At 62.5% G+C, this 18756-nt stretch carries 16 protein-coding genes and 1 riboswitch; of the genes, 7 read left to right on the top strand and 9 right to left on the bottom strand.

All coding sequences use genetic code 11. The features are described 5' to 3' along the window. Positions 1-5: 5 nt before the first annotated feature. From ACJJVH_RS21005 to ACJJVH_RS20995, 3 genes are read left to right on the top strand one after another with little or no spacing between them, the layout of a single operon-like run. On the top strand, positions 6-1766 hold the full coding sequence (locus ACJJVH_RS21005; protein WP_412066031.1) for an ATP-binding cassette domain-containing protein: 1761 nt from the start codon (positions 6-8) through the stop codon (positions 1764-1766). Next, on the top strand, positions 1763-2914 hold the full coding sequence (locus tag ACJJVH_RS21000) for an ABC transporter permease (protein ID WP_412066030.1): 1152 nt from the start codon (positions 1763-1765) through the stop codon (positions 2912-2914). Before ACJJVH_RS21005 ends, ACJJVH_RS21000 begins: the two co-directional genes overlap by 4 nt. A 2-nt stretch (positions 2915-2916) precedes the next feature. Then, on the top strand, positions 2917-4038 hold the full coding sequence (locus ACJJVH_RS20995; protein ID WP_412066029.1) for an ABC transporter permease: 1122 nt from the start codon (positions 2917-2919) through the stop codon (positions 4036-4038). A gap of 129 nt (positions 4039-4167) precedes the next feature. Here ACJJVH_RS20995 and ACJJVH_RS20990 read toward each other — a convergent pair whose 3' ends face one another. From ACJJVH_RS20990 to ACJJVH_RS20975, 4 genes are all read right to left on the bottom strand, one after another. Further along, complete coding sequence (locus tag ACJJVH_RS20990) at positions 4168-4932, bottom strand: ABC transporter ATP-binding protein (protein WP_112799302.1); 765 nt, start codon at positions 4930-4932, stop codon at positions 4168-4170. Continuing rightward, on the bottom strand, positions 4929-5915 hold the full coding sequence (locus ACJJVH_RS20985) for a FecCD family ABC transporter permease (protein ID WP_412066028.1): 987 nt from the start codon (positions 5913-5915) through the stop codon (positions 4929-4931). The genes ACJJVH_RS20990 and ACJJVH_RS20985 overlap by 4 nt, the downstream gene beginning before the upstream one ends. A 52-nt stretch (positions 5916-5967) precedes the next feature. Further along, entirely contained in the window at positions 5968-6984 is a 1017-nt protein-coding gene (locus tag ACJJVH_RS20980; RefSeq protein WP_113384293.1) for an ABC transporter substrate-binding protein, read from the bottom strand. Between the two features lie 163 nt (positions 6985-7147). Continuing rightward, positions 7148-7403, bottom strand: a riboswitch (cobalamin riboswitch). A gap of 81 nt (positions 7404-7484) precedes the next feature. Next, positions 7485-8579 (bottom strand): diguanylate cyclase, encoded by a 1095-nt coding sequence (locus ACJJVH_RS20975; RefSeq protein ID WP_412066027.1) that lies wholly within the window; start codon positions 8577-8579, stop codon positions 7485-7487. 673 nt (positions 8580-9252) lie between these two features. Here ACJJVH_RS20975 and ACJJVH_RS20970 point away from each other — a divergent pair. From ACJJVH_RS20970 to ACJJVH_RS20955, 4 genes are all read left to right on the top strand, one after another. Continuing rightward, a complete protein-coding gene (locus ACJJVH_RS20970) occupies positions 9253-10230 on the top strand; it encodes an HlyD family secretion protein (protein WP_112799294.1) in 978 nt (325 codons plus the stop codon). A gap of 1 nt (position 10231) precedes the next feature. Next, entirely contained in the window at positions 10232-11449 is a 1218-nt protein-coding gene (locus ACJJVH_RS20965) for an ABC transporter permease (protein ID WP_113372203.1), read from the top strand. Further along, positions 11446-12603 (top strand): ABC transporter permease, encoded by a 1158-nt coding sequence (locus ACJJVH_RS20960; RefSeq protein WP_412066026.1) that lies wholly within the window; start codon positions 11446-11448, stop codon positions 12601-12603. Before ACJJVH_RS20965 ends, ACJJVH_RS20960 begins: the two co-directional genes overlap by 4 nt. 254 nt (positions 12604-12857) lie before the next feature. Then, positions 12858-13550: a class I SAM-dependent methyltransferase gene (locus tag ACJJVH_RS20955; RefSeq protein WP_113400596.1), complete on the top strand. Its 693-nt coding sequence runs from the start codon at positions 12858-12860 to the stop codon at positions 13548-13550. Here the strand turns inward: ACJJVH_RS20955 and ACJJVH_RS20950 are convergent. From ACJJVH_RS20950 to ACJJVH_RS20930, 5 genes are all read right to left on the bottom strand, one after another. After that, the gene (locus ACJJVH_RS20950) at positions 13531-14328 is read right to left on the bottom strand and encodes an ABC transporter ATP-binding protein (protein WP_113434185.1); all 798 of its coding nucleotides are present in this window, start codon (positions 14326-14328) and stop codon (positions 13531-13533) included. The genes ACJJVH_RS20955 and ACJJVH_RS20950 overlap by 20 nt on opposite strands. A 7-nt stretch (positions 14329-14335) precedes the next feature. Further along, entirely contained in the window at positions 14336-15349 is a 1014-nt protein-coding gene (locus ACJJVH_RS20945) for a FecCD family ABC transporter permease (protein WP_412066250.1), read from the bottom strand. 17 nt (positions 15350-15366) lie between these two features. Beyond that, positions 15367-16371 (bottom strand): iron ABC transporter permease, encoded by a 1005-nt coding sequence (locus tag ACJJVH_RS20940; RefSeq protein ID WP_112800209.1) that lies wholly within the window; start codon positions 16369-16371, stop codon positions 15367-15369. A gap of 21 nt (positions 16372-16392) precedes the next feature. Next, entirely contained in the window at positions 16393-17361 is a 969-nt protein-coding gene (locus ACJJVH_RS20935; RefSeq protein ID WP_412066025.1) for an ABC transporter substrate-binding protein, read from the bottom strand. Between the two features lie 332 nt (positions 17362-17693). Next, positions 17694-18719 (bottom strand): fumarylacetoacetate hydrolase family protein, encoded by a 1026-nt coding sequence (locus ACJJVH_RS20930; protein WP_412066024.1) that lies wholly within the window; start codon positions 18717-18719, stop codon positions 17694-17696. Between the last annotated feature and the right edge of the window lie 37 nt (positions 18720-18756).

Raw genomic sequence — 18756 nt, 5'->3', positions numbered from 1 at the left:
ATTCCATGAGCCTCGGCGATCTCTCGGTAATAGCAAGCAATGTCCGCAAGACGTTTCGCCGAAATACCGGAGAAACGGTGGAGGCGCTCGCCGATGTCTCGCTCGACGTCAGGAAGGGCGCACTGACAGCGCTCGTCGGCCCGGACGGCGCCGGAAAGACGACATTGCTACGCCTGGCATGCGGCCTCATCGTTCCGGACGGCGGCAAGCTGCAGGTGATCGGCATCGACATCGCCGCGGATCCTCAAGGTGTCCAGGACCGGATTGGCTACATGCCGCAGAAGTTCGGCCTGTACGAAGACCTGAGCGTTCAGGAAAATCTCGATCTCTACGCCGATCTGCACGGAGTAACGCAATCCCAGCGCGACGAAGTCTATCCGCGTCTCTTCGAGATGACGCAGCTTGGCCGGTTCAAGCAGCGGCCGGCGGGGAAGCTGTCGGGCGGAATGAAGCAGAAGCTCGGCCTCGCCTGCACGCTGGTAAGGGCGCCGGAACTGCTGCTTCTCGACGAGCCGACCGTCGGCGTCGACCCGCTGTCGCGCCGCGAACTATGGGAAATCGTGTTCAGGCTGGTGAAGGAAGACGGCCTTTCGGTGATCGTGGCGACCTCCTATCTCGACGAGGCCGAACGCTGCGAGCACGCCGTTCTCATGCACGCCGGCAAGATCCTGGACCAGGGGCCTCCCGCCGAGATCACGGCAAAGGCGGACGGCTGCTGCTTCATGGTCCGAAGCCCCGACGGCATGCCGGCAAGATCCCTGCAAGCCCGCCTTTTCGCGCTGCCGGGCATTGTCGACGCCGTCCCGGAGGCCGGCCGCGTCAGGATCGTGCGCAAGCCCGACCGGAAGGATGAGCCGCTATTGCTGGATGACGCCGCGGTCGAGACCGAAAGCGTGGCGCCACGGTTCGAAGATGCTTTCATGATGCTGTTCGATGCGGTCGCCGGCGACGCCGAGCGCAGGACCCATACCGGCCCGTCGTCGGGCAACGGCAATGGCGTCGAAACGGTCGTGCAGGTTCACGACCTTGTTCGCACCTTTGGGGATTTCACGGCTGTCGATCATGTCAGCTTCAGCGTCCGCAAGGGTGAAGTCTATGGCCTTCTCGGTCCGAACGGGGCAGGAAAAAGCACGACGTTCCGCATGCTTTGCGGCCTGCTTCCCGCAAGCGGCGGCACGCTGATGGTCGCCAGCTCCGACCTGTTGACGGCGGGCGCCAGGGCGCGACAGCGGCTGGGCTACGTCGCACAGAAATTTTCGCTCTACGGCCAGCTCAGCGTCGACGAGAATCTCGAATTCTTCGCAAGCGCCTATGGGCTGCGCGGCAAGCGCAGAAAGGACAGGATCGCCGCATTGAAAACCCAGTTCGAGCTCGACCGGTTCTCGAAATTGCCCAGCGGACAGCTTCCCGGCGGCTTCAAGCAGCGGCTTGCCCTTGCCGCCGCCCTGCTGCATGAGCCCGACATCCTCTTCCTCGACGAGGCAACCAGCGGCGCCGACCCGCTGGCGAGGCGGCAATTCTGGGGCCGCATTACCGCGCTGTCGGAGCAGGGCGTGACCGTCATCGTAACCACGCATTTCATGGAGGAAGCCGAATATTGCGACCGCATCATCATTCTCGATGCCGGCAGGAACCTGGCAGAGGGAACGCCGGTTGAAATACGCGCCCATGCCGGAGCCCACGGCGAGGCCGCGGCGACGATGGAAGAGGCCTTCATCGCAATCGTCGAGAAGGAACGCCACAGGCAGGCGGAGAAGGCCGCATGAACGAGCCCGTCAACACCCCAGGCCAGGGATTGCGCGCCGCCTTGCGCCGCATACGCGCCCTCGTCCGCAAGGAGACGTGGCAGCTCCTGAGGGACCCGAGCAGCATTGCGATCGGCATCGTCATGCCGGTGGCGCTGCTGATCCTGTTCGGATACGGCATCAATCTCGACGTCAGGAACGTTCCCGTCGCCATCGTCATGGAAGAGAACTCGGCCGAGGCGCGCGGACTGGCCTCGGCCTTCGAGCTTTCCAGCTACTTCTCGCCGAAGCCCGTCAAAACGATGGCCGAAGCCGAAGAAATGCTTCTGGCCTCGCAGGTCCGGGCAATCCTGCGCATTCCCCCGGATTTCGCGCGCAAGGCGGCATCGGGCAATGGTGAGGTCCAGATCGTCGTCAACGGCAGCGATGCGAACACCGCGCGCATTTCGTTGAGCTATGCCCAGGCGGCGGTCGGCATATGGGCCGCCAAGGAAGCGGCGCGCGGTGCGATATCGAACGGCGCCGGCGTGACGATCCAATCCCGCCTGTGGTTCAACGAAGCCAACGACAGCAGCTATTTCCTCGTGCCCGGGCTCGTCGTTCTCGTCATGACCTTGATCGGCGCCCTCCTTACGGCCCTCGTCATGGCGCGGGAATGGGAGCGCGGCACTTTCGAGGCCTTGTTCGTGACGCCCGTTCGCTCGAGCGAAATCCTGCTCGGCAAGACCGTTCCCTATTTTCTCCTGGGGCTTGCCGGGCTCGCGCTCTGCGTCGTCGGCAGCAGGCTCCTCTTCGGCGTCCCGCTTCGAGGATCGCTGCTGGTCCTCACCGTCGTATCCATGCTCTACCTTCTGGTTGCACTCGGGCTCGGCCTGGCCATATCTTCGGTCACGAAGAGCCAGTTCATCGCGAGCCAGATCACCGTGCTCGCCACATTCCTGCCGGCCATGATGCTTTCGGGCTTCATGTTCGATCCCCGGAGCATGCCCTGGGCCGTGCAGATCGTCACCTACATCTTTCCGGGCCGGTATTTCGTCACCCTTCTGCAGACCCTGTTTCTCGCCGGCAATATATGGACCGTCATCCTGCCCAATGCCGCCGTTCTGGCCGGCATGGCCACGGCGCTTCTGGCTCTCGCCGTGCGAATGACGCGCAAGAGGATCGCCTGACCATGCTGATCGCATCGCTTCTGCGCATCGCAACCCTGATCCGCAAGGAGCTCCTCGTGATCCTGAAGGACCCGAGAAGCCGGACAAGCCTTGTCATCCCGCCCATCCTTCAATGCCTGATCTTCGGCTATGCCGCCACCTATGACCTCAATACCGTCCCCTATGCGCTCGTCGATCAGGACAGAACGACGGCATCGAGGGACCTGGTCGCGAAGCTGGAGGGATCGGGCATCTTCGAACGGGCGGCGACGCTGGCACAGACCGGCCAGGCCGTCAGGCTGCTCGATACCAAGCAGGTGCTCCTGATCGTCGTCATCGAGCATGATTTCGAAAGACAACTGGAGGCCGGCACCTCCGGCACGGTGCAGATCGTCGCGGACGGCAGGAATTCCAACACGAGCGGCATCGCCCAGGGCTACGCCAATACGATCGTCAGTGACTTCGCATCAAACTGGCTCGCGCAGAAGGGAAGTACCGGCAGCGGCGTGCAGGTCACGACCCGCGCATGGTACAACCCGCAACTGGAAACGCGGTGGAGCATGGTGCCCTCGCTCATCGGGACGATCACCATGCTGATGACGATGATGCTGACGGCCATGTCCGTTGCCCGCGAACGCGAGGAAGGAACCTTCGACCAGCTGCTGGTCGCCCCGTTCACGCCGACCGAGATCATGATCGGCAAGGCCGTGCCGTCGATGATCGTCGGCATCACGCAGGCAACCACGATCCTGCTGGTGGCGTTGTTCTGGTTCCATATCCCGTTTGCAGGCTCCTTTCTCACGCTTTATCTGGGGCTAAGCCTTTTCCTTGCCGCGGCCATCGGCTTCGGGCTGTTTCTGTCGTCAATCGCGGCCAACATGCAGCAGGCGATGATCCTGTGCTTCGTCTTCCTGATGCCGTTCATGCTGCTGTCCGGGCTGATGTCGCCGACGGACAACATGCCGGAAATTCTGCAATATGCGACGATGATCAATCCGCTGAAATATGCGATCAGCATTACCCGCAGCGTCTATCTCGAAGGCGCGGGCATCGATACGCTGCTTCCGGACATGCTGGCGCTGGTCGCCATCGCCGCAGTAACGATGCCGATCGCCGCATGGATGTTCCGCCACAGGTTGAACTGAAGCGGTTCCGCATGAAATCGCAGGCCCGCACCAACTTGTTTTTCCGCAATTCCGAACGATCGCGGCGTGGCCTTCCGCCTTTGCATGCTCCCGCCGCCGACGCCGTATTGACGAGCGCCTGCCGTGACATCAGTCCGCCATATACTGAATGTTGCAGCGACCGTGCACGGAGGATTTCTGGACATGCGCGCGCACGCCGAAAACCCGCGCGATCAGCTCCTGCGTCAGGACCTGCTCCGGCGGGCCGGCGGCGACCACCTCGCCTTTCTGCAACACGGCGAGTTGGTCGCAGAACATGGCCGCCAGATTGAGATCGTGCAGCGCGACGATGGAGGTCACATCGAGCCTGGAGACGAGACCGAGAATGTCGAGCTGATGCTGGATATCGAGATGATTGGTCGGCTCGTCGAGCAGCAGTTCGCTCGGAGTCTGGGCAAGCGCCCTGGCGATATGGACGCGCTGCCGTTCGCCGCCAGACAGGGTCTGCCATGACTGCGCGGCGCGATCCCGCATGCCGACGCGGGCAAGCGCTTCCGAGACGGCGGCATCGTCGCCGGCACTCCACGATGACAGCGGACCGCGATACGGCGTGCGACCGAGGCGCACGACGTCCATCACCGTGACCTGGGTGTCGGTCGTCGCCTGCTGTTCGACGAGCGCGATGCGGCGGGCGATATCCCCGCGCGAGATCGAGGCGATATCGCTGCCGCCAAGCCGGATGACGCCGCTCCTGACCTTTCGCAACCGGCAGATCAGCCGCAGCAGGCTGGATTTTCCGGAGCCATTCGGCCCGAGAAGGCCAAGGACCTTGCCCTTTTCGACCCTCAGGCTGACGCCGTTGACGATCAACGTATTACCGGCAGCAAATGTCACCGTATCGACTGCGATGCTCATGCCGTCCTCCGGGCACGATAGAGAATGATTGCGAAGGCCGGAGCGCCGAACAATGCCGTGACCACGCCGATCGGCAAGATCTGCTGGGGTATGATGATCCTCGAAATGATATCCGCGCCGACCATGAAGATGGCGCCGCTCAGCGCCGCCACCGGCAGCAGCCGGTCGTGGCCCGGGCCGACCGCAAAGCGGGCCGCATGTGGAATGACGAGGCCAACGAAACCGATCGACCCGACGATGCTGACGACCGCAGCCGTCATGAAGGCCGTCGCGCCGAGCAGGACGATCTGGGCCCGCCGCACGGCAATTCCGAGCGAGGCGGCGGCATCCGTGCCGAAGACAAAGGCATCGAGAACGCGGACATGCGCCATGCAGACCGCAAACCCGAGGATGGCGACCGGCCCCGAAAGATAAACGTCCGGCCAGCGCACGCCGCTCATGGAACCGAGCAGCCAGAACATGACGCCTCTTGCCTGCTCGGCATTGGCCGAGGTGGTGACGATATAGGAGGTAAGCGCATTGAAAAGCTGCGAACCGGCGACACCGCATAGAATGATACGCTCGCTCGTGCCGCCGACGCCTGCCGCGAGCAGGCCGACAAACAGAAAAGCCGCGACCGCGCCGAGAAAGGCGCCGGTGGAAAGACCCACGATCCCGTAACCGAGGCCGAGGATCATGATGCAGACCGCCCCCGTGGACGCGCCGGCGGAAATGCCGAGCACATAGGGCTCGGCAAGCGGATTGCGAAGCAGCGCCTGCAACACCGCCCCGCTCAACGCCAGCGACGCGCCGGCGCTTGCGGCGACCAGCGCACGGCTGAGGCGATAATCCCAGACGATGCCCTGATGGATCCGGCTAAGCTCGAACTGCGTCCCGAACAGCCGGTTCGACACGGCCTTGGCCGTCGTCGACAACGGGATCGAAATCTCGCCGATGGACACGGCGAGACTGATCATGAAGGCCAGAAGCACGAGCGCAGCCATGATAAGCACCGGAAGTGCCCACCATGACCGCCATCTTGAAAACAGGCGCAATTTACTGCGCCATGCCGAAGGACTTGATGCCCTTGGCCAATATTTCGATGCCGTCGATGGTCCGGATGGTCGGGTTCATCGATTGCGCATCCATCATGACGAAATGCTTGTTCTTGACGGCATCGAGCTCGCTCGTGACCGGGTCCTTCTCAAGGAAGTCGAGCTTCACCTTCGGATCGTCGGCCGCATAGCGGCGGCGATCCATCGTCGCGATGACGATGACGGCCGGATTGGCCTGTGCGATCGTTTCCCAGCCGACCAGCGGCCATTCCTCCTCGGTCGTCACGACATTCCTGGCGCCGAGCGTCTTCAGGATATAGGCCGGCGCGCTGTTCTTGCCGGCAATATAGGCATCGCCGTTGACCTCCTTGCTGGAAAACCAGAACACGATCGGCAGATCCTTGGATCTCGCGCCGGCGATCGAGGCGACCGCATTCGCTTCTCGCGTCTTCAGGTCGGCGATCAGCGCATCGCCGCGATCCTTGACGTCGAAGATCTGCGCGAGCTCATCGATCTCCTGGTAGACCAGATCCATCGTGAACAGCTCCTTGCGCACGCCGTCGCCGCCATCCGTATTGACCTTGGCGACGCAATCCGTCGGCGCGATATAGGTGTTGATGCCAAGCGCGGAAAATTGCTCACGCTTGCCGACGGCGCCCTGCGGGCCGACGTGCCATTCGAATTCGGCGGCGACCAGATCCGGCTCCTTGCCGACGACGGACTCAAAGCTCGGATCGTTGTCGGCAAGGCGCGGGATCTTGCTGTTGGCTTCGGCGTATTGCGGCAGGACCGGGCCGACCCAGACGGCCGTTCCCGCAATCTTGTCGGCAAGGCCGAGCGACAGCAGGATTTCGGTCATGCCCTGCCCGATCGAAACGATCTTGGCCGGCGCCTTCTCGAAGGTGATCTTCTGGCCGCAATTGTTGATGGTGAGGGGATATTGCGTTGCGGCGAAGCCGGACGCGGCAAACCCGGTCAAGCCGAGTGCAAATGTAGCGATCGTCAAAAAATGGCGCATGGGAGATCTCGATAGGATAGGAATACGGAGCAGCGTCAGCGCGACCGCGCCGAGAAAAACCGCCGCCGGTTGCGAAGATCCCAATCAAGGCCGATAAACGTCGGATAAGGTCGAAGGCTCAGGTCAATCATTCTCTGTCCCTTCCGGGCATCCCCGCCCGGCTGATTGGATTGTGATCGACGGCAGGTCTCCTGGCTCGCGGATATCTGACGATCATCTGCCTTCCCGCAAGCACGCTTGCAGTGGCATGGCTCAAGGCCCTCGGAGACGGCCGGCAAGTGGCCACTCCTGGATGATCGGCAATCCGCTTACAGTTGCGGGGGCAGCCACGGTTTCGGCCCTTCCTGGGTCGTCCTCACCGTGTTCCCTATTAATCCCCTCGAAGCCTTCCTCGGGGAACCGTCGGGTTCAGTTATTCCGCCGACCCCCTCGACGTCAAGAACGCATGGAGAGCAAAAAGCGGGAATGCCCGTTGCCGGTCACGAAAAGCGACGTTCTGCCTATGCGGCGTCCGCCAGCTCCACCCGGTTTCGTCCGGCCGCCTTTGCCCGATAGAGAGCCTTGTCGGCTGTCTCAAGCACATGCTTGAAATCGGTTGTCGGCTCCAGCGAGCAGGCGGTCCCGATGCTGACGGTGACGCGGATGGCCTCCTGCCCGAACATCAAAACGGTCGCTTCGATGTCCCTGCGGATTTTCTCGGCAACCGTCGCGGCTGCCCGCAGATCGGTGTTCGGCAGCAGAACGACGATTTCTTCCCCGCCATAGCGGGCGGCGATATCGGTCTTGCGCACGGTCCGCCGGATGACATCCGCCACCCGCGCCAGCACGGTATCGCCGAAGGAATGGCCCCAGCTGTCGTTGATCTTCTTGAAGTGATCGATATCGAGCATGATGATCGAAAAAGGGATGCGCCGGATGCCCGCTTCCTTGCAGCAGCGATCCCCTTCCCGCTGCAGGACCCGGCGGTTGGGAAGCCTTGTCAGCGGGTCGAGGCTCGCTTCATTCTCGAGCGCGCGCTGGATGCCGATGCGATATTGCTCCCGGCCCAGCAGATCCGAAAGAAGAAAGACGCCGAGTATATTGACGACCACGGTCGGCAACGTTGCCGAGAGAAGAAGCTCGCGCACCACCGCCCATGGCAGAAAGGCGAGAACGACGAGCGATGTGCAGGTGCCCAGGCCGAGCAACGCCGACCGCTTCCACCCCGTACCGATCCATTTTCGCGGCAGGAGGCTGAGCATATAACCCGCGAACGCAACGATAAAGATGCCGACGACACCGCCGATGGCGCCCACGCCGCCGACCATGAAACGAAACAGGCCCATCATCGCCGCGGCGACCACGGTTCCCAGAAGACCACCGTAAATAGGCGCAAGAACGAGCAGGATCGAGCGCCCGTCCTGGATGACGCCGGGCATCCACTGGATCGGGTCGGCCATCGACAACATGCCGATCAACCCGAACAGCAGCCCGACGGCGACAGATTTCAAAGGGCCGCGGTCGACGATCCGGATGACCCAGGAATAGGCGTAGACGATGATGGCCACCTGCCCCAGGACGCGGATCAGCGAGACCAGATGCGCATCAATTTCCATCGCCGTTCCCGATCTTCACGAGAGGGCCGGCATCCGCATGAACGCCGCCGGCAGGAGATCCCGGGCAATCTCCATGAAATGATCCAGTAAATCCCTCATGCGGGGAAGGCGCCGGGGCGGTCCGCGGCGGGGCACCTGCAATGTCGGTTATCTCCATGGCCGGGCGTTGAAGCGGAATTCCGTCGACGCGTCGACGCGGACTGACATTCCATGGTGCTTGCAAACTTTCCGGGAGAATATGATGCCGCATGAAGGAACGATACTACGTGTGGAGCAGGAAGCGAAAGCTTGCTGCCCGTTCAAGTAAGGGAACAGGCAATCAGCGCTATCTGGAACCATATACACCGGGGTCAAGAGCAAACAGTTAATCCGGCATCCATCTGGCGGAGACCGATGCATGGAGAACACACACCGTCCTCCCAGCGGCCTCGTTTCAATCCACGCGGAATTCTCCAGCTGCAACCGGGGCAAGTGCTTTTATTATTTTCCTCTGCTACAGTCCGTCGGCAATGACCATCGGAGATATGGTCGAGCGGTATCGTCCGGAGGATATGAAGAGGGCAACCGTCCCCCTCGTTCCATCATCCGCATAGCCGCCGCCGGTCCCCGGAAGATAGCGGACAACGGCTGTCGCCAGGCATGCGCCTCGACAACGGATTGCGGAGACGACGGAATGTGGCGAGCAGCTCGTGTTTTGATCGGCATCTTGATCCTGGCTGGTCTCGGCGTCCTTCTGTGGTTTGCCACAAGACCACCGCCGCTCATCGTCCAGGGCGAAGTCTCCGCCAATCGAGTCGACATCAGCCCGCGCGTTTCAGGCCGCGTTGCGAAATTGAACGCCGATGTCGGCGATAATGTCGAGCGCGGCGCAGTGATCGCCGAGCTCGAAAGCCCGCAGCTGACGGCCGCTCTCCATATGTCCGAAGCAGCGCTCGCCGTCGCGGAGGCCGATCTCGTCAGGGTCAACAGCACCCGGCCGGAAACCATCGCCGCTCGACAGGCCGAACTTGCGGCCGCCGCCGCGGACGTCACGCTCTATCAGGAAGAAGCGGGCCGCCAGGCAAGGTTGATCACGACAGGAGCATCGACACAGTCCCGCGTCGACGAGACGGCCCGCAACCTCGAAGCCGCCATCCGCAAGCGCGAGTCGGCCGAGGCCAATCTGCAGCTGGCCGTGGCCGGCGCGAGCAAGGAAGAAAAGGCGCTGGCGGCAACGCAGGTGGAGCAGGCAAGGGCTTCGCTCAACCAGCAGCAGACCGACGTTCACGAATTGAGGATCGTCGCGCCGATTTCCGGCCAGGTAACGACGCGCGTGGCCGAACTCGGCGAGAATTTCGCGGCTGGCGCTCCGATCTTCTCGCTCCTCGATCTGCAAAACCCGTGGTTCACCTTCAACCTTCGCGAAGATCTGTTGAAGGGCCTGAAGGTCGGCGACGCTTTCGATGTCACCGTGCCTGCGCTCGGCGACAGGAAGATCGCGGTGAAAGTGACTATAATCAACGCTCAGGGCCAATATGCGACCTGGCGCGCAACACGGGCGACGGGGGATTTCGATCTTCGTACCTTCGAGGTCCGCGCAAATCCGGTCCAGCCCGTCGAGGGCCTGCGTCCCGGCATGAGCGCTATCGCATCCTGGCCGCCGGAGCATTGAGATGATGGCAAAAGGGCGGTTGCGCCCTGGCTTCCTCACGGTATTCAGAAGAGAATTCGACCGCCTCCGGCGACGCCCCTTCCTGCTGTTCCTCACCACCATCCTGCCTCTCGTGCTGATGGGCGTGCTGGCTGCCGTTTTCAGCGCCGGTCTTGCCACACGGCTGCCGATCGCCGTGCTCGACCTCGACAATACCGATCTGTCGCGGACGATCATCCGTACGGTCGACGCCACGCCCGACACAGCCGTGGTGCGCAATGTCGGCGATCTTGCCGAGGGGCGGCGATTGATCCTGTCCGGCGAGGTTCACGGCCTGTTGATGCTGCCGCTCAATCTTGAGCGCGACGTGCTTTCCGGCCGCCGTCCGGAGGTCGTCTTCTTCTACAACACCCAGACGATGACGACCGGCAATCTGACGCTGCGCGGTGTGAGCGCCGCGGTTCCAAGTGTTGCGGCCGGCATCCGCCTGTCGCTCAGAACCGCCGAAGGGCAACCCGTCGACGCTGCCGAAGCGGCGCTGGCGCCGATACCGGTGCAGGTCAATCCGCTCTTCAACCCGACCCTCAACTATGCCCATTTCCTGCTCGCGGCCTTGCTGCCGAGCGTGCTTCAGGTGATCATCGTGACGTCGATGGCCTACGCAGTCGGGCTCGATGTGGAGACGGCGCACCGCCTGCGCATATTAAGACGCCTCGGCGGCGGCTTATGGCCGGCGATGGCCGGAAAGATCCTCCCCTATACGCTGCTGTTCCTCGTGGTGCTCGGCATCGCGGATTGGGTTCTGTTCGGCGCCCTGGACCTGCCGCTACGCGGCAACCGCTATGTGCTTCTGCTGGCGGGGATTCTCTTCGTTCTCGCCGATCAGTTCATCGGCGTGCTTCTGGCCTTGCTGCTTCGTCCGATGGCAAGCGCCATCAGCATCGGAACGCTCCTGATGGCGCCGGCTTTCGGCTTCATGGGCATCGGCTTTCCGAGAATCGGCATGAATGCGTTCGCCTACTACTGGGGCCAGATCATCCCCGGAACCTGGTATCTGATGGCGCGGATCGATCAGACGATCCGCGGTACGCCGCTCTATCTGTCCTGGAAGCCGATCGCCGTTCTTCTCTTCATGGTGCTCCTGCTCGCCGGCTTGACGGCATTGCGGCTGGAGGTGATCCGGGCGCGACGGCGGCGTGAAACGGCAACGGCGACCGTGAGCGGGAGGGCAGCCGGATGAAGGCAATTCTCACCATCTGCCGCATGGAACTCGGCCGCGTCCTCACCCTGAAACCGGCCTTTTCGGTCCTGATCGTCGCCACCCTCATCTATGCGGCCTTCTATCCACAGCCCTACCGGACCGAGGCTTTGCGCCACGTCCCGATCGCCGTCGTCGATCTCGACGGCACCGACAGCAGCCGCCAGCTCGCCAGACGCGTCGATGCATCGGCGGATGTCTCGGTGGCAGCCGTCTTTCCCGACCAGGCCACCGCCGAGCGGGAGGTGTATGCCCGCAATCTCTATGGCGTCCTCGTCATCCCCCAATATTTCGAGCGCGAGTTGCTGCACAATCGCCAGTCCCCCGTCGCGCTATACGCCGATGCGAGCTATTTCCTGATCTACCAGCGCATATCCGGCGGCGTTGCCGCCGTCGCAAGGACCATGGGAGCGGAAGTCGAAACGGCAAGGTTGATTGCCGCCAGGGTCGATCCCCGGATCGCGGCCGCAGCGTCGGACCCCATGCCCCTGATCCCCGTGCCGCTTTTCAACCCGCAAGGGGGATATGCGACCTATATCCTGCCGGCGGCCTTCGTGCTGATCATGCAGCAGACGCTGCTTATCGGCGTAGGCTTGCTCGGCACTTATAGAAACGACGCGCTCAAAACCGGGCCTGCCGCCTCGATCGGGCCGATCGCGGTCGTTGCCGGCAAACTGCTCGCCTATCTGATTCTCGAAGTCCTCATCGTGCCCTTCTACCTGATCGTGGTTCCCTATCTCTACAATATACCGCGTCTGGGGACGCCGCTTTCGATCTTCATCTTCGCCCTCCCCTTCGTGCTTGCCGTCAGCGCTTTGGGGTTGATCATCGCCGGCCTCTTCCGCAGTCCGCTGACCGTGCAGCTCGTTTCCGCCGCGCTCGGCATACCGTTTCTCTTCCTTGCCGGATTTTCATGGCCGACCGAGGCGATACCGCCCTTCCTGCACGCCATCGCAATGCTTTTGCCGAGCACCTCCGCCATCAACGGCATCGTCGCCGTCTCGCAGCTCGGCGCTCCCCTTTCCTACGTTCGCCCGGCATTTCTGACGCTGTGGATTCTCGCAGCGGTCTATATCCTGATCGCCATCGCGCTCGAAACCGGACGCCAGCGCCGACGCCCGGCCGCAGGAGCATAGGAAGTTTCCGCGAACAAATGTCCGTGCCGGCTCGATAGCGCCTCGGGGATTGACGACGCACTTGGCCCGCACGGCTTTTGGCTTCGAACCCCGGAGCAGGCCCGGGAAAATTTTCCGCGGTTTTCCGTCCGGAATTGCATAAAAACAACGAGATAGGATGGCTCCGCGATTCCATGAAATGCGAATCCGCCCTAGCCATGCGGTGAAGTTCGTCCTAAGGACAAGGCAGTTTTGAATCGCCTGGAGACGAGCTCATGAACCAAGAAGTCCAGAAAACGATCGGCACCTGGTATGTCGATCCGGACGCCGAGGACCGGATGGCGGACGGGCATGCGCCGATCTGGAGACATCTCATCGACCTGATCGTCGAGCGGGACCTGTCCGCCAAGAGCGTTCTCGACTTCGGCTGCAATCAGGGCGGCCTGCTGCGTCATCTCTACGCCATCAGGCCGTTTCGCAAGGCGCTCGGCATCGACATTGCCGAACAATCGATCGCCAAGGCCGAAGCCTTCAAGGGCAACCTGCCGGTCCAGCATGCGGTCGGCGGCACGCTCGATGGCTGGGTCGAAGAGTTCGATCTCGCGATCAGCCACGAGGTCATCTACCTTGTCGAGGATATCGATGCCCATGCCGCCGATATCTGGAAGGCGCTGAAGCCCGGCGGTGTCTATTATGCCGTCACCGGCTGCCATACGGACAATCCGCTTTGGCCGAAGTGGCGCGATCTCGTCGCCAAACGCACCAATACCGTCGTCCAGGATCGGTCGATTTCCGATTACGGCCGCGCCTTCGCAAAGGCCGGTTTCGCAGTCTCCGGCCGCAAGCTGGAGTATGACGGCTTCATCCCCTTCGTCGAGGATGGCTGGACACCCGATTTCGCCGACGCGCTCGACTATTACACGCAGACCAAGATCGTCTTCCGGCTCGTCAAGCCTCTGGCCGGCTGAGCCGCGTAAGCTCGACATCGAAGTGCGGCGGATTGTCGGGGCTGACCTGGACGAACCGCCCCTTCACCCGAAAGGTCTTCTCGATCAGGCCACTTTCGGCAAGCGCTCTCGGCTCGCCGTCGAAGCGCAGCTCGCCCTTTTCCAGCAGTGAAATGCGGTCGCTGACGGCGATGGCCTGATTGATGTCGTGGATCGCCATGATGATAGTGACGCCCCTCTCCCGGCTGAGACGATGCACGAGATCGAGAACTTCGACCTGATATCCGATATCGAGAAACGATGTCGGCTCATCGAGAAGCAATATGCCCGCCTCCTGCGCAAGCGCGGCCGATATCCAGGCCCGTTGCCGTTCGCCGCCGGAGAGTTCCTGCAGCGTACGGTCGGATAGGCCGGAAAGCCCCGTGCTTTCCAGCGCCCATTCGATCGCCTGCTCATCCTTGCGGTCGTAGCCGCGGAAGAGCCCGACATGCGCGAAGCGACCCTGCCGCACCAGCTGGGCAATCGTCATCTCGTCAGGTGCGGACGGCTGCTGCGGCAGGAAGGCGAGCTTCTTTGCGATCGTCCGCCGGGACATTGTCGAGACCGGAACATCCTCGATCGTCACCCGGCCCCCGGCCGGAACGATAAGGCCGGCAAGCGCCTGCAGTGCCGTGCTCTTGCCCGAGCCGTTCGGACCGATCAATGCCCGGATCTCACCTTGCTTCATGGAGAGCCGGAAGCCATCGAGCGCCTTGCGGCGACCGTAGTAGACAGACAGTTGCGAGCAGGAAAGGGGCATATCGATCTCAGGGAATTTTTCTCAAGAGGGCAAGCAGCACAGGCACGCCGGCGATCGCCGTCACGACTCCGATCGGCACTTCCTCGGCCTGTCCGACGAGGCGGCCGATAAGGTCGCCCAGAGTAACGAAAATTGCGCCAAGCACCACCGTCAGGGGCAGGACCAGAGGAAAATGCCGGCCGGCCAGGAAGCGCGCCAGATGCGGAACAACCAAACCCACGAAGACGATCGGGCCGACGGCACCGACCGCGCTTGCCGCAAGGGCGCAGGACACCAGCAGCACGACCGAAAACTGCCTGCGATAGGAGATCCCGAACGAGCGGGCGACCTGCGCATCGAACTGCAGCAAGATCAGGGGCCGATAGATCAGCGGCAATATCAGAAGACCGACGACGGTAAAGGGCAGAAGAAACAGCGCATGGTCCCAGGTGCGGGCGTAAAGGCTTCCCGAGAGCCATTCGAGAATGATTTCGATACGCGCAGACCCCCAGCCCGCGATCAGGCCGACGGCCAGGGCATGCAGGATCGCGCCGATGGCGACCCCGCATAGCGTGATGCGCAGCGGGCTGAGCTCCAGCCGAAAGGCGAGCATGTAGATGATGCCGCCGGCAATCATCCCGCCAGCAAGGCCCGCGACGGGAAGCCAGGCGATCGGCAGCTCCGCCACCGTATTTTCACCCGGGTTGAAGATATAGACGGTGAAGAGGAGAAACAGCGTTACGGTCAGCGTCGCCCCTTGCGAAACGCCCATCAACGAGGGATCGGCCAGCGGATTGCGCGTGATCGTCTGAAGCAGCAGGCCGGCCACAGCAAACTGAATGCCGGCAAGAACGCCGGTAACGATGCGCGGCAAGCGGATATCGAGGATGATCGACTGCGCTTCGGGCGAGCCCTTTCCGCTGAGGACGGCCAGCACGTCGGCCGCCGGCAGATCGACGACGCCGAGAAATATGGCGGCGACGAGGGAGAGAAGCGCGATTGCCAGCATGATCGGCAACATGCTTCGCCGCGGCAGGTGCATTGCGGGCGCATCGGCGGTCATAGGCCTTGCCCTCTGAATTGCAGTCGCCCGCGCTGGATGAGGTAGACGAAGACAGGCCCGCCGATCAGCGCGGTGACGATGCCGACCGGAAGCTCCTTCGGAATCGCGATCGTGCGGGCGATGAGATCGGCGACCGTCACGATCAGGGCTCCGATAGCAGCACAGAGCGCGATCTCCCACGCCACGCCGCGCGGCTTCAGCAATCGGGTAATGTGCGGGGCGGCCAATCCGACGAAGGCAACCGGACCTGCCACGGGCGCAACACCCGCGACCGGACAGATGCCGAGCACGAGCAGAACGGGTTTCCAGAGGCTGAGCTGCAAACCCATGCCCGCCGCCGCGTGATCGCTGAGCGCAAACATGGCGATCACGCGATGAAGCGCCAAAGCTCCGGCAAGCCCGATGAGGATCCAGGGCAGCATATAGGCGAGATGCGGCCACGAGCGCCCCTGAAAGCCGCCGGACAGCCAGAAAAGAAGCGATGTCGATTGCGGCCCGGTCAGCAGCAGGACGTAGATCGTGATCGCGCCGAGAAACAGCGAGACGCTGACGCCGCCGAGCGCCAGATGCAACGGCCGCCCCTGACCGCCTTTCGCGACCCAGAATGTGACGGCGGCGGCGGCAAGGCCGCCCGCAAGGCCGATGAAGGGATAATAGACCGACGAGAGCCAGGGAAGGAAAACGAAGCAGCAGACGATCGGCGTGATCGCGCCCGCGGTCACGCCGGTAATCCCCGGATCGGCGAGCGGATTGCGCGTCAACGTCTGCAGAAGATAGCCGGAGACGGCAAGTCCCGCGCCCGCGAATGCGGCAACAAGGCTTCGCGGCAACCTCAATGTCCAGACGAGGATGGAATCGACCTTGCCATCCGGCGCCAGCAGGACACGGGTCGCATCCCCGATCGTCAAAGCCTTGGCGCCGGGCAGCAGGCCGAGGAAGACGACCAGCAGGATCGCGGCGACGAGGAGTGCGATCACCGCCAGGGATTTGCGCGCATTCATCGTGGCCTCGGCCCGAAGCATTTACTTCTGAATGTCAGCCGGGATGATCTTGGCGGCTTCCGCTTTCACATCGACAGCCGGGAAGACATCGGGGTAGAGGTAGTGTGCGGCTTCACGCAGCACGACTTCGCGGGCGATGGGGCCGTTTGTCTCGACCCATTGATCGCCAACATAGAAGACCTTCTTGTTCTTGACGGCCGTGAGTTCCTGCCAGATCGGGTTATTCTCATGCGGACGATCCGGCCCGGAGTCGTAGATGAAGAGGACTTCGGGATCCTTCTCCAGCATGGTTTCGAGGCTCAGATCGATGCCGAAAGGGCCGCCGGGCGTCTTCGGTCCGGCAATATTGTCGCCGCCGATGGCTGCGACGATGGAGGCAGCGGTGTTTTCCGTATGAAACGCGAAAGGCGTCTCTCCGCCCCACATGATCGCAAAGCGCGGATGCACGTTCTTCGGCGCCTTGGCAGCGATCTCATCGAGGTGTTTGTGGAAATCGGCATTAAGCTGGAGGCCACGCTCGGGCTTGCCGAGAATCTTCGAGAACTCGGCGATTTCCTTATCGCTCTCGGTCAGGAGCTCCATGTTGTAGGCGATATAAGGCGCGATCTTTTCAAGCTGCGGCGCGTTGCCGACCGTGTAGCGGCGGATCGCGACGATCAGGTCGGGCTTGGCTTGCGACAGCAACTCCAGATTGGGCTTGGCACGCTGACCGATCTGCGCCATCTGCGAGGTCAGGCCCAGCAGAAAGTCGGGCTGGCGGCCGGCCGTCATATATGTGCTGGCTACCGGCTTGATGCCGAGGGCGAGCGCGACGTCATCGGCAAAATAGGAGATTGCGGCAATCCGCTTCGGTTGCGCGGGCACGTCCACCTTGACGCCACGGTCATCCGTCACGGAAACGGTTTTTGCATCCTCCGCCCCGGCCGAGTGCGCTGCCATCACGACGAGCAGGCCAAAAACTGAAGCGATCTTGTGTGCTCTGTTCGCCATAGCGGGTCCTCCATCAGATGCGAGACAAGGCTTTAGTAAATAAAGCGGAGTTTTGCAATCCACTTACACCTCATCTTCCACGCGCAAAGCGCCCGCCGGCGGACCAGTTCCATGGCCGCATCGGGAGGCCGATCACGTGGCCTCAAGCAGCGGCGAACGGATCGATCTGCGCTGATTTGACCTCTTAAAATTCGGAGACGCCGCCAACCTGGCCCGGACAGGAAAGCCGGGCTGGAACGCCGGATGCTGAAGCGCTGACCGTCAACGACGGTACGGTTCCGCAGCGGCTCCCGGGCGGACGCAGCGCAGGCAAGCATCGAGAACGATACCGCTTACCGCCGCTGCGACCCCTCGTATCGTTGCACGGTCTGTTCTATCGCTCCGAAGATCGAGTGTCCGGCACGATCCTGCATCTCGATGCGGACCTGATCGCCGAAGCGCATGAACTGTGTCTTCGGCGATCCGGTTTCGATCATCTCGATCATGCGGATCTCGGCGATGCAGGAATAGCCGTCGCCGCCCTTGTCGACCGGCTTGCCCGGCCCGTCGTCGAGCTTGTTGGAAACCGTTCCCGAGCCGATGATCGTGCCGGCCACCAGGCTGCGCGTTCTGGCGGCATGGGCGATCAACTGGCCGAAATCGAAGGTCATGTCGATGCCGGCATTGGCCTTGCCGAAAGGCTTGCCGTTCAATGTCACCAGCAGCGGCAGATGCAGCTTGCCACCGTCCCACACATCGCCAAGCTCATCCGGCGTGACCGCAACCGGAGAGAACGCCGATGACGGCTTGGATTGGAAGAAGCCGAAGCCTTTTGCGAGCTCCTGCGGGATCAAGCCGCGCAGCGACACGTCGTTGACGAGCATCACCAGCTTGATGGCCTGCCGGGCGGCATCCGGATCGACCCCCATGGGAACGTCGCCGACCACGACGGCGACCTCGCCTTCCATGTCGATGCCATAGGCTTCGTCGGCCGCGAGAATGGGGTCGCGCGGCGCGAGGAAGCCGTCCGAACCGCCTTGATACATCAGCGGATCGACCCAGAAGCTTGCCGGCATTTCGGCATTGCGCGCCTTGCGCACCAGCTCGACATGATTGACGTAAGCCGAGCCGTCGGCCCACTGATAGGCCCGAGGCAGCGGCGAAGCTGCGTCATGCTCGTGGAACCGGATCGTCGGCTGGGCGCCGGTCTCGATACCCTGTGCGATCAAGGCAAGTCTGGGTGCCACATGCTCCCAGTCGTCGAGCGCCGCCTGCAACGTGCGTGCGATGTGACCGACCTCGGAGCAGCGGGTCAGATCACGCGAGACGACGACAAGCCGGCCGTCCCTTGTGGAGTCTTTCAAAGTCGCAAGCTTCATGTCCTGGTTCCAATATCAGAGGATGCGTGACCGATCT

It is taken from the genome of Rhizobium sp. SYY.PMSO (assembly GCF_046840415.1).
GTDB lineage: Bacteria > Pseudomonadota > Alphaproteobacteria > Rhizobiales > Rhizobiaceae > Rhizobium.
The sequence above is the reverse complement of the archived record's forward strand: the minus strand, read 5'-3'. Positions and strand labels throughout refer to the sequence as shown.